Below are 12,224 nucleotides of genomic sequence, written 5' to 3'. Positions count from 1 at the left end.
TCCCGCCTCTTTTTCAGGCGCACACTGGTTTCACACTCACCAGATGGAGTCCGGAAATGACAAAAAGCGCCCTGTTAAACATCGACGTTCAACGCTCGTTTGAGCACAAAGATTTCTGGCAACAGAATGACTTACCGGCTTTCAGTGAGGCGCTAACCCGCCTGATTGACGGTTGCCAGACGCGCAATGTGCCGGTCGTGGATGTGTTCCACGTTAACGCGGAAGGCGTGTTCTCACTGGCGTCCGGGCTGGTCACACCGATGACATTCCTCAGCCATACGCCGCAAAAAACTGTTCACAAAAACGTGCATAACGCGTTGCTGGAGTCCGGGCTGGACGCATGGCTGCGCGAAGAAGGCATCACACATCTGATCATCGCCGGGATGCGCACTGAACAGTGCTGCGAGACCACGACACGCGTGGCATCGGACATTGGCTACAATGTGACGTTCGTGACCGAAGCGACGATGACGTTTCCGATGACGCACGCCAGCGGCGAAGTGTTCTCCACCGATTCCATCAAACGTCATACCGAGCTGGTGCTCGCCGATCGCTTCGCCACTATCACCGGCGTGGACGGCGCACTGGCGGAACTCGACCGGGCTGTGTGAAGATACGTTTTTGTGCGAACGGGTAAATGAAACGATATGCAGCGAAATGTCTACTTTGTGACGCTACCGGGTGTGATGTCGTTAGATCTGACCGGTCCGGCGGAAGCGCTGCGGCTGGCCGGGCAATTTCAGTTGCATTACATCGGCCCGCAGCCGGAAGTGTTGATGTCCACCGGGCTGACGGTGTCCCATTTGCAGCCGCTACCAGAAAGTCTGCCGCAAGGCAGTATTTTGATCATGCCGGGCGTGACCGAATCGGTGGAAAATTTTTCCTCACCGGTCGCGCAGACTGCCTGTGACTGGATGCGTCAGCAAAAAAATGCCATCGAAAAAGGCCACGTCACGCTGGTATGCATTTGTTCTGGCAGCCTGCTGGCCGGGAAAGCCGGGCTGCTGGACGGTTATCAGTGTACGACGCATCACGACGTGATCGACCGTTTACGCCAGCAGGTACCCACCGCGCAGGTGAAAGATAACCGGATATTTGTTGAAGACCGCTTCGTGCTGACCAGTGCAGGCATCAGCGCCGGTATTGATCTGGCGTTGCATCTCATCGCCACTCATCTAGGGCCACAGGCCGCACTGGATGTCGCCCGCGAAATGGTGGTCTATTTCCGCAGAGGCGGTGATGATCCGCAACTCTCTCCGTGGCTGCGTCACCGCAATCATCTGCACCCCGCCGTCCACCGCGCACAAAATCTGATGGCCGCTGAGCCGGAATCCCCGTGGCAGGTGGAAGATGTTGCCGCCAAAGCCCACATCAGCAGCCGCCACCTGACGCGCCTGTTCCGTCAGCATCTGGGTATCAGCGTGCGCGATTACCACGAGCAGCTGCGTATCGCCATCGCGCAACAGCGCATTCAGCAAGGCGCAGGTATTGAAAAAGCGGCGCTGGCTGCCGGATTCTCATCGGGCAGACAATTCAGACGGGCGCAGGAACGGTGGGAGTAATCCCGTTCAGCTTACCCATTTTCGCCGGTCCACTTTCCCCAACAGCATCGCCAATCCTAAACCGCCCCCCAGACCGCAGATAAACAGGAAGGCGACGTTCAGCAGTGGAAATTGCGGGAAATCCAGGTGGCGGCTACGCATGGCAATGATGATCAGCGCGTGAAATCCGTAGACCGCCAGAGAATGGCGAGAGATCAGACCAAATCCCGGCAGAATGTGGCCAGATAGTGCATTTTTAAACGTCACGAACAACGCCATCGCCGAGATAAAGACCAGTGGCCCGCTGTAGACGTAAAAGGTATCTGCAAAATTCTGATTGATCTGCATCTGCCGGTAAGTCCCTGCGGCAATCGTCAGTGTACTGAGAACAAAGATGGCGGCGGCCGCCAGCGTAATGCCACGTTTTCGGGTATCGAGTTGGCTGATGGCACGCCCCATCAGGGCGTACAGGACGTAATAAAACGTATCGCCACCGATGTAAAGATCCAGGGGTAAAAGGTGGATTTTCTGCCAGGTCAGCGCCGGCAGCTGCGGGTTTGCCAGCACACCGAGCAGGATCCCGGCAATCAGCAGATATTTCCCGGAGACCGCTTTGACGTGAATCAGCGGCGAAAGCAGGTAAATTACGATGATGGCGTAGAAAAACCAAAGGTGATAAAACACCGGTTTTTCCACGATCAGCCTCAGAGACGGCCAAAAACCGATTTTTGTCATGGTGAGGATGTAGAGCAGCGAAACGGCGCTGTAGAACAACAGGCAAAACGTGACGCGAAAGAAATGGCGTTTTTGCGCACTTTTTTCACCAAAGAACAGCGCGCCGGAAATCATGAAGAACAGCGGTACACAGACCCGCGACGCCGAATTGAGCAGGTTTGCCACCATCCACTCCGCCGTATGTACCGCCGCGAAACTGACCACCAGCGAGGTGCTGGCATGGACCATCACTACCATCATGCAGGCGAGCGCGCGCAGATTATCTATCCAGCTTATTTTTTCGCTCATGACCCGCAAATTCCTTCCCGTTGATGTGCTGTTTGCAGCCTATCCAGCTTTCAGACGGCTAACAAGGCAAAAGTGCCATTCTCAGATTGTGCTGAACGTGGATCCGAGGATTGCACCGCGCTCAAAAAATGGGCAAAATAGCCGCCATTACTGCCTCGCTTGCGAAACCCGCCCGGACAGTCTCTACTATTTCGCTAATTTTCAAACGATTAGCCTCAGTTTGTGAAATAACAAAAATGCATAATTCTCCAAATACTGCGTCCCTTCTGGGGCGACAGGCGCTTCTGTTCCCTCTGTGTCTGGTGCTTTTCGAGTTCGCGACCTATATCGGTAACGATATGATCCAACCCGGCATGCTGGCCGTCGTGGCCAATTTCAACGCCGGTGAAGAGTGGGTGCCTACCTCGATGACCGCGTATCTTGCCGGCGGAATGTTCCTGCAATGGCTGCTCGGGCCACTGTCTGACCGCCGCGGACGTCGTCCGGTCATGCTCAGCGGCGTCATCTTTTTTATCATCACCTGTCTGGCGATTCTCTTCGTACAGAACATTGAACAATTTATGGTGATGCGTTTTCTGCAAGGCATCAGCCTGTGCTTTATCGGCGCGGTGGGTTATGCCGCGATACAGGAATCCTTCGAGGAATCGGTGTGCATTAAAATCACCGCAATGATGGCGAACGTGGCGTTGATAGCCCCGCTGCTCGGCCCGCTGGCCGGTGCTGCGCTGATCCACGTTGCGCCGTGGCAGCTGATGTTCGTGATTTTCGCCGGGCTCGCCGCCATTGCGCTGTGGGGGCTGTGGAAATCGATGCCAGAAACCGCGTCACGGCTGGGTGAACCTTTCTCCATGCCAAGCCTGCTGCGTGATTACAAACATGTGCTGAAGAACCGTCAGTTCGTGTGCGGCGCGCTGGCGATTGGTTTTGCCAGCCTGCCGCTGCTGACGTGGATCGCGCAGTCGCCGGTCATTTTAATCAGCGGCGAAGGGCTTTCGACCTACGATTACGGCATGTTGCAGGTGCCGATTTTCGGTGCGTTGATCGTCGGTAACGTCACGCTGGCGCGTTTGACCGGTAAACGCACGGTGGAATATCTGATTAAACTGGGCGCAGGCCCGATGGTTGTTGGCCTGCTGATCGCGGCGGCGGCGACAATGGTGTCCTCCCACGCCTATCTGTGGATGACCGCCGGTCTGAGCCTGTACGCCTTCGGGATAGGCGTGGCGAACGCCGGTTTATACCGTCTGACCCTGTTCTCCAGCGACATGAGCAAAGGCACGGTTTCTGCGGCGATGGGTGTCATCAGCATGATGATTTTCACGCTGGGTATTGAGCTGGCCAAAGTGGCTTACGTTGAAGGCGGTGCGGGGATGTTCAATATGTTCAACCTGTTAAGCGGCCTTTCGTGGCTGGCGCTGGTGGTGTTTTTCCTGCGCAGCCGTCAGGTGGTGATGTCGCCGAATGGCGTGATCTGATACTGAAAACGCCAACAACGCCGATGCCGGGGCGTTATTGGCGCAGGGAGTTTGGACACGGACTGCACGGAAGAACCGGGCTGTACACAGAACACGTGAGGATTCTATGTACAGCCCGGATTCAACATACCAGGCAAAATAGCCCGTTAAAGCATCAGAACAGCCCCATCGGTTTGCTTGAATACGAAACGAGTAAACATTTCGTTTGCTGGTAGTGATCCAACATCATTTTGTGGGTTTCACGACCAAGACCAGACTGTTTGTAGCCACCGAAGGCAGCGTGCGCCGGATAGGCGTGGTAGCAGTTGGTCCAGACGCGTCCCGCCTGAATGTTGCGCCCCATGTGATACGCCACGTTGCCGTCGCGGCTCCACACGCCTGCGCCCAGCCCGTAAGCAGTATCGTTGGCAATTTGCAGCGCTTCATCCATATCTTTAAATGTCGTCACTGCCAGCACCGGCCCGAAGATTTCTTCCTGGAAGACGCGCATGTTGTTTTTACCCAGCAGGATGGTCGGTTGCAGGTAATAACCTTCGTTAAGCGATCCTTCCAGTTTTTTCTTCGCGCCGCCGGTCAGCACTTCCGCGCCCTCTTTTTTACCGATTTCGATGTAATCCAGAATGGTTTTCATCTGTCCGGCAGAGACCTGCGCGCCCATCTGCGTTTCCATATCCAGCGGATTACCGGTTTTAATGGCTTCGACGCGTTTTATCGCTCGCTCCATAAAGCGTTCGTAAATGGATTCCTGCACCAGCGCGCGGCTCGGACAGGTACAGACTTCACCCTGATTAAAGGCGAACAGCGCGAAGCCTTCCAGCGCTTTATCGAAGAATTCGTCTTCTTTATCCATCACGTCAGCGAAGAAAATGTTTGGCGATTTGCCGCCAAGTTCCAGCGTGGCCGGGATCAGATTCTGCGCGGCGTAACCGGCAATTTGCTGGCCGACTTCGGTCGAGCCGGTGAACGCGACTTTGGCAATGCGTTTGGAGGTCGCCAGATATTCGCCGATTTCACCGCCCGCGCCGTTGACCACGTTGATGACGCCCGGCGGCAAGATATCCTGAACCAGCTCCATCAGCAGCAATACGGAAAGCGGCGTCAGTTTGGCCGGTTTGAGCACGATGCAGTTACCGGCAGCCAGCGCCGGTGCCATTTTCCAGCATGCCATCAGCAGCGGGAAGTTCCACGGGATGATCTGCGCCACGACGCCCAATGGTTCATGGAAATGATAGGCGACCGTTTCGCTGTCTATTTCGCTGATCCCCCCTTCCTGTGCGCGGATGCAGGACGCGAAATAGCGGAAATGGTCGATGGCCAGCGGAACGTCCGCACCGCTGGTTTCGCGGATGGGTTTTCCGTTATCCCAGGTTTCGGCGTTGGCCAGCAGTTCGATGTTTTGTTCCATGCGATCGGCGACTTTAAGCAGTAAGTTCGCCCGCTGCTGCACCGGCATTTTGCCCCATTCCCCTTTGGCTTTATGCGCGGCATCCAGCGCCAGCTCGATATCGTCGGTGCTGGAACTCGCCACTTTGCACAACACTTCGCCGGTCACCGGCGTCAGGTTGTCGTAATATTCGTTTTTCACCGGCGCTACCCATTCCCCGCCTATGAAGTTTTCGTATTGTTTTTTGAGTTTGAGAGGGAAACCGTATTCTTCCGGTTTGACGGCATGAGGATTTTTATCATAAGCCATGATGGGACTCCTTTATGCAGCAGGTTTTTAGCAATGCGCTGCATAAAGCGTAGGCCGTAGACGCTTATCCGGTGGGATGTAAAGAGAACTCTTCGAGCGGCCTCACACCTTTTTCACTGCAAAGCTGGCGTTACCGCCTGCAGGCGGTGTGGTGCGCGCAAAACTCTCGCGCTGGAACAGGCGTTCGACCAGTTTAATCAGCTCCGGTCGCTCGACACACCAGCCTGGCGCGATACGGCGAAAGTTGATGTAACCCAGCGAGCAGGCGACGGCGATATCGGCCACGTTGAGGCTTTCAGAATTGAGTAACGTACGTTTCCCGGCGAGTTTTTCCAGCGCGTCCAGCCCGCGCAGCAGCTTTTCCCGCTGGCGCAAAACCCAGGCTTCGTTACGTTTATCCGGATCGCGTCGGCCTTCCAGCACCAGCGCTACGGCTGCGTCAGTGACGCCATCGGCCAGCGCTTCGATTTGCTTTACCCGCAGGGCTTCCAGCGGCTGCCACGGCAACAACGTCGGGGCGACGTTCATCAGCTCGATGAATTGAACAATGATAGGGGAATCGTAAAACACTTCGCCGTCGTCGGTGACCAGCGCGGGGACTTTGCCGAGCGGATTGAACTGGGTGATTTTGCAGCCCGGCTCGTGTGGTACGTCATTGATAAAATCGAACGGGATGCCCTTTTCCAGCAACATCACGGAAATTTTTCGCACATACGGGCTGGTATAGCTGCCGATCAACTTCATCAAACCCTCCACGTTTCACCGGAATCTCTATTAAACCTAGCAGCCGCACGCCTTTCTTTCCATCACGCGGCGGCTGCCAGATTCAGAGATTACTGCGCGGGAAACAGAAACGGATTGATGCCGCTGCCGGTGAACCCTTTTTCTTCCATACGATCATCGAGTAACAGCGTGGCGAGATCGTCCGCGACCGCCTCGGCCTGCGGATCTTTTTCCTGATAGATAACTTTCAGATAAGCGCCGCAGTCGTCACAGGCTTCGGCTTTCACCGCTGCCTGCTGGTCATCCACCGTTCCGTCCGTCACCGACCAATAGTGCAGATTTCCCATTTCGTCGCAGTTGCTGCATTTGGCGCGCACGACGTGCCATTCACTTTCGCACAGATTGCAGTGCAGATAGCGCAGGCCGCTGAGGGTGCCCATCGCTATCATCCCGGACACCGGCACGCTGCCGCAGACCGGACAGAACTGACGGTTTTCGCCGTAATCTGCGCGCCCTGCGCCACGCAGTTGCGTCGCCATTTGCGCCCAGTACAGCGACAGCGCGGCCCAGATAAACGGCGCCTGATCGGCAGGAATCTGTTTGAAATCCTGATTCAGCAGGTGCGTGGCCATCATTTCGCGTTGCAGGCCGGGCGCATGTTCGAGGTGTTCAAGCACGGCGTGTACCGGGCCGGAGGACTGTGGCTTGAGTACCGCGATCAGCGCGTCCAACAACCGGAGCCAGTGCGGCGTACGGGGAAACAAACGGCAATCGAGCGGCGGTTTTCCAGCGGCTTTTTGCAATTCGTCGCTGAGATCGATATTGAGTGGAAACTCCGCCAGCACGCGTTGCTGCGCTTCGCATAACGACGCCGCAAAATTCAGATATCCGTCCAGCGGGCTGTCTTCTGCCAGTTTGCGCAGGCGATCGGCGCGGCGCTGATACAGAGTTTTGAGGTTGGCGAACAGCACCGGCGGGATGTTCCCCGCCGTTTTTTTGCCGTCAGCCAGTTCGTCCTGAGGGACAATCTGGATGCTCATCCGGCTTTCCTCTCGTCTTCGTCTTTTTGCTTCTGTTTCGCCAGTTCTTCGCGATACCAGCGTGGATGGTGGTACTTCGCCCAGGACGCCGGCACTTTACCGCCGGTCATCGCATCGATAGAACCTTTCGCCCAGGTCGCGGCGTACACGTGCATGATGATGACCAGTATCAGCCCGATACCGGCCAGCGAATGCACCAGCAGGGCGAGACGGATCAACGGGATAGGGAAGAAATCGGCAAACCATGGCCGCCAGATAATGACGCCGCTGGCCATCAGCAGAACCAGGCAACTGATCGCTGCCCAGAACACACATTTCTGGCCAAAGTTGTAGCGGCCAGTGTCGCCGACTTCATGGTTGGTCAGCACTTTGTCGATATTTTTCGCCCAGACCAGATCGTCTTTTTCCGGCAGGTTGTGCTTCCAGTAGCGAAAGAACATCCCGAGGAACGAAACGAACATCACCACGCCGAAGAACGGATGGAGAATGCGCGCCAGCTGCGGCGTGCCGTAAATGTTCATCAGCCAGTTAAACGACGGAAAAAAGAACCCCAGACCGCTGAGCGCCAGGGATACAAAACAGAAAGCCACGATCCAGTGATTGAGGCGTTCCATCAGGCTGTAGCGTTGGATCATTTTCTCTTTTTTCATGGTTTCTTCTCCTCGTCATCGTGCTCTTCTTCCTCTTTCACATAGTTCGGTCCTACGCCGAGGAAGTGGAAGGCGGCAGCCGCAAAGGTCACCGCAAATCCGACGGCTGCGAGAGGTTTCCAGACACCTTTCCATAATGTTACTGCCGCACTGATCGCCGGGTCTTTCGGCAGGCCGTGATACAGCTCCGGTTTATCGGCGTGATGCAGTACGTACATGACATGCGTGCCACCGACGCCCGGCGGATCGTACAATCCTGCGTGTTCAAAACCGCGCCCTTGCAACTCGCTGACGCGCTCTGCGGCGAGGAATTTCATCTCATCTTTGGTGCCAAAATGAATCGCACCGGTCGGACAGGTTTTCACGCAGGCCGGTTCCTGACCTACGCTGACGCGGTCGACGCACAGCGTGCATTTGTAGGCACGGTTATCCTGTTTGTTAATACGCGGAACGTTGAACGGGCAACCGGCGATGCAGTAACCGCAGCCGATGCAGTGTTCAGACTGAAAATCGACGATGCCGTTGGCGTATTGGAGGATCGCGCCTTCCGCCGGGCAGGCTTTCAGACAGCCAGGATCGGCGCAGTGCATACAGCCGTCTTTGCGGATCAGCCACTCCAGCTTGCCGTTCTCCTCAACTTCAGAGAAACGCATCACGGTCCAGGATTTCGCAGTGAGATCCATCGGGTTGTCGTACACGCCGGTATTGATGCCGACCTCGTCGCGCAGGTCATTCCATTCGGAACAGGCGACCTGACAGCCTTTACAGCCGATGCAGGTGGTGACGTCGATAAGCTTCGCCACTTCCTGCTGATGATCGCGGGCACGCGGCGCTGGCGTGAACCCGTTAGTTGCGGACTTACGAAGTATGTCCTGAGATTGCATTGCCATAATTCGCCTCCGTTAGACCTTTTCCACGTTAACCAGGAACGCCTTAAATTCCGGCGTTTGCGAGTTAGCGTCACCGACCGACGGCGTCAGCGTATTGGCCAAATAGCCTTTGCGCGTTGCGCCTTCAAAGCCCCAGTGACAAGGAATGCCAATGGTTTCGACATGTTTTCCGTCGATGGTCAGCGGACGAATACGTTTGGTCACCACGGCTTTCGCCACGATGAAACCTCGCTTGGACGACACTTTCACGTCGTCACCCTGCGCGATACCTTTTGAAGCAGCCAGACCTTCGCCAATCTCAATAAACTGCTCAGGCTGCGCGATGGCGTTCAGCAGCGCGTGCTTGGTCCAGTGGCGGAACAATTCGGTGATCGAATATGTGGTGGCGACGTAAGGGAAATCTTTTGCCGTGCCCATATTCGGCACATCGCTGGCGAAAATACGCGCGACCGGGTTGGAGATAACATTCGGATGAAGCGGATTGGTGCCAATCGGCGATTCGATCGGTTCGTAATGCTCAGGGAACGGACCGTCGGCCATTTTGTCCGTAGAGAACAGGCGTCCGACGCCTTCCTGCTGCATGATGAACGGCCCGACACCTGTTCCCGGCGCAGCGTTGCTGTAATCCGGGACGTCAAAACCGGTCCACTTCGCGCCATCCCAGCGGATGATTTCGCGTTTGGGATCCCACGGCTGCCCCTGCGGGTCAACGGATGCGCGGTTATACAGAATGCGGCGGTTCAGCGGCCATGCCCACGCCCAGCCGGACGTACAGCCCAGACCGGAGGGATCGGCGTTATCGCGGCGTGCCATCTGATTACCGGCTTCGGTCCAGCTGCCGGCATAAATCCAGCAGAAACTGGCGGTGGTCCCGTCGTTTTTCAGATGGGCAAAGGTCGAGAGTTGCTGACCTTTTTTCGCCAGCAGATTGCCCTGATCGTCATGAATATCAGCCAGTGCTTTGCCGTTAGCTTCACGGGCAATTTCTTCCGGCAGCGGGTCTAGCGGATCCTGATAATCCCACGCCATATTCATCACCGGCAGCGGGTTCGCGCCGCCTTCTTTCTGATACAGCTCGCGCAGTTTCATGAACAGGCGGGCGATGATTTTGCCGTCATGCAGCGCCTCACCCGGCGGCTCAGAGGCCTGGAAGTGCCATTGCAGCCAGCGACCTGAGTTCACAATCGAGCCGTTTTCTTCTGCAAAACAGGATGACGGCAGACGGAACACTTCGGTCTGAATATCGGCGGTGCTGACGTCGTTCATCGCGCCGTGGTTTTGCCAGAAGTTCGAGGACTCGGTCACCAGCGGGTCGATCACCACCATGTATTTCAGTTTTGAGAGCGCACGCGAGGATTTATTTTTGTCCGGGAATGCGGCCAGCGGGTTGAAGCCCTGCACGATATAACCGTTCAGTTTGCCTTGGGTCATCAGCTCGGCCTGTTGCAGCACGTCGTAGCTTTTATCCCATTTTGGCAGCCAGTCAAAGCCCCAGTCGTTCTGCGCCGTGGCGTTGTCGCCCCAGAAGCTTTTCATCATGCTGACGAAGAAATTCGGGGTGTTTTTCCAGAAGTTGACCTGATTTTCGACCAGCGGCCCCGGCGTGATTTGTTTCAGGTAATCCGTCAGGTTGGTCTGTTTTTCCGATGGCAGCGGCATATAGCCAGGCAGGTTCAGCGAGAGCAAACCGAGATCGGTATATCCCTGAATATTCGAGTGGCCACGCAGCGCATTGACGCCACCGCCCGGCATCCCGATATTGCCAAGCAGCAACTGGATCATCGCCGCGCAGCGGATGATTTGCGCACCGCCGGTGTGGTGCGTCCAGCCCAGCGCATACAGGATGGTCGAGGTTTTATCGCGCGCACAGGTTTCCGCCAGGATCGAGCTTATCAGCAGAAAATCTTCTTTCGAGGTGCCGCACAGGCGCTCTACCAGCTCCGGCGTGTAACGGGAGACGTACTCTTTCAGCAAATTCCAGACGCAGCGCGGATCCTGCAAGGTTTTGTCCTGCTTCGCGAAGCCGTTTTCATCCAGCTGATAGTGCCAGCTGTCTTTATTGTAAGCTTTCTTCCCGGCGTCAAAGCCGCTGAACAGCCCGTCGTTAAACGCATAATCTTCCCGCACCAGCAGGCTGGCATTGGTGTATTCCCTGACGTACTCGGTCTGGATTTTATTATGCGTAATCAGGTAGTTGATCATGCCAAGCAGGAAAGCGGTGTCAGAACCGGCGCGGATGGGCGCGTAAATATCGGCTACGGCGGCACTGCGGTTAAAGCGCGGATCGACGACGATGACTTTGGCGTTATTTTTCGTTTTGGCTTCAATCACCCATTTGAATCCGACCGGGTGCGCTTCGGCAGCATTTCCGCCCATAATCAAAATCACGTTGGCGTTTTTGATATCTACCCAGTTATTGGTCATCGCACCGCGACCAAAGCTTGGCGCTAAAGCGGCGACGGTCGGGCCGTGACACAGACGCGCCTGGCAGTCGATAGCAACCATCCCGAGTGCGCGGGTGAATTTCTGATCCAGCAGACCGGTTTCGTTACTGGCCGCAGAAGAGCACAGCATTCCGGTGGTCAGCCAGCGATTGACCGTCACGTTGTTGTCGTTTTTCTCGACAAAGTTGGCGTCGCGGTCATCTTTCATCAGGCGGGCGATACGGGAAATCGCCTCGTCCCAGCTCATGCGCTGCCATTTATCAGAGCCCGGCGCGCGATATTCCGGGTATTTCAGACGCCCTTCGCTGTGAATGTAATCCAGCACGCCAGCGCCTTTCGGGCACAACGAGCCGCGACTGACCGGATGATCGGCGTCACCCTCGACGTGGAAAATGTTCTCAGTGACATTTTTTGCACCGTCGCCCTGGCTGTAAATCAGCATTCCGCAACCGACCGAACAATAGGTGCAGTTATTACGGGTTTCGCGCGAACGCAGCAGTTTGTACTGACGCGTTTTGGCCAGCGCCAGTGTCGGGGTAAACCCTAATAAAGCCGCTGTGGTGCCGGCCATACCGCCTGCACATATTTTGAATAATTGTCTTCTGCTGACTTGCATGAAAGACTCCTTCCCATCATTTGTTAACACATTGCTTTTAAATTGCCGCTTTCCGTTGCAGAGGCAGAAGCGGTAAAATTAAGACCTAAAGTCCTGACAGTTTGTACGGCTTATGTAGCCGGAATGTTT

The 12,224-nt window shown here is 55.8% G+C and carries 10 protein-coding genes; 3 read left to right on the top strand and 7 right to left on the bottom strand.

Annotated elements, in window-relative coordinates; translation table 11 throughout:
- Positions 1-56: 56 nt before the first annotated feature.
- Both I2123_RS02290 and I2123_RS02285 read left to right on the top strand, forming a co-directional pair.
- Positions 57-611, top strand: a complete 555-nt coding sequence (locus I2123_RS02290; protein ID WP_213051716.1) for a cysteine hydrolase family protein — start codon at positions 57-59, stop codon at positions 609-611.
- A gap of 36 nt (positions 612-647) precedes the next feature.
- Complete coding sequence (locus tag I2123_RS02285; protein ID WP_213051715.1) at positions 648-1,562, top strand: GlxA family transcriptional regulator; 915 nt, start codon at positions 648-650, stop codon at positions 1,560-1,562.
- A gap of 6 nt (positions 1,563-1,568) precedes the next feature.
- On the opposite strand, the gene I2123_RS02280 is transcribed toward I2123_RS02285, so the two are convergent.
- Positions 1,569-2,564, bottom strand: coding sequence for an acyltransferase (locus I2123_RS02280; RefSeq protein ID WP_213051714.1), 996 nt, complete (start codon positions 2,562-2,564; stop codon positions 1,569-1,571).
- A gap of 236 nt (positions 2,565-2,800) precedes the next feature.
- Here I2123_RS02280 and I2123_RS02275 point away from each other — a divergent pair, with 236 nt between their 5' ends.
- Entirely contained in the window at positions 2,801-4,039 is a 1,239-nt protein-coding gene (locus tag I2123_RS02275) for an MFS transporter (RefSeq protein ID WP_112165277.1), read from the top strand.
- Between the two features lie 154 nt (positions 4,040-4,193).
- Here the strand turns inward: I2123_RS02275 and exaC are convergent, their stop codons facing one another.
- The 6 genes from exaC to fdnG form a co-directional block, all read right to left on the bottom strand.
- The gene (gene exaC / locus I2123_RS02270) at positions 4,194-5,732 is read right to left on the bottom strand and encodes an acetaldehyde dehydrogenase ExaC (RefSeq protein ID WP_112165278.1); all 1,539 of its coding nucleotides are present in this window, start codon (positions 5,730-5,732) and stop codon (positions 4,194-4,196) included.
- A 102-nt stretch (positions 5,733-5,834) separates the two neighbouring features.
- Complete coding sequence (locus tag I2123_RS02265) at positions 5,835-6,476, bottom strand: glutathione S-transferase (RefSeq protein ID WP_112165280.1); 642 nt, start codon at positions 6,474-6,476, stop codon at positions 5,835-5,837.
- An 89-nt stretch (positions 6,477-6,565) separates the two neighbouring features.
- The gene (fdhE, locus tag I2123_RS02260; protein ID WP_213051713.1) at positions 6,566-7,495 is read right to left on the bottom strand and encodes a formate dehydrogenase accessory protein FdhE; all 930 of its coding nucleotides are present in this window, start codon (positions 7,493-7,495) and stop codon (positions 6,566-6,568) included.
- Positions 7,492-8,145, bottom strand: coding sequence for a formate dehydrogenase cytochrome b556 subunit (gene fdoI, locus I2123_RS02255; RefSeq protein ID WP_112165284.1), 654 nt, complete (start codon positions 8,143-8,145; stop codon positions 7,492-7,494). The genes fdhE and fdoI overlap by 4 nt, the downstream gene beginning before the upstream one ends.
- On the bottom strand, positions 8,142-9,035 hold the full coding sequence (gene fdxH / locus I2123_RS02250) for a formate dehydrogenase subunit beta (RefSeq protein ID WP_213051712.1): 894 nt from the start codon (positions 9,033-9,035) through the stop codon (positions 8,142-8,144). The genes fdoI and fdxH overlap by 4 nt, the downstream gene beginning before the upstream one ends.
- A gap of 12 nt (positions 9,036-9,047) precedes the next feature.
- On the bottom strand, positions 9,048-12,095 hold the full coding sequence (fdnG, locus tag I2123_RS02245) for a formate dehydrogenase-N subunit alpha (protein ID WP_213051711.1): 3,048 nt from the start codon (positions 12,093-12,095) through the stop codon (positions 9,048-9,050).
- Positions 12,096-12,224: the final 129 nt, after the last annotated feature.

This window comes from Rahnella inusitata (assembly GCF_018288855.1).
Taxonomy (GTDB): domain Bacteria; phylum Pseudomonadota; class Gammaproteobacteria; order Enterobacterales; family Enterobacteriaceae; genus Rahnella; species Rahnella inusitata.
Note: the sequence above shows the minus strand (reverse complement) of the source record. Positions and strands in the feature narration are given on the sequence as shown.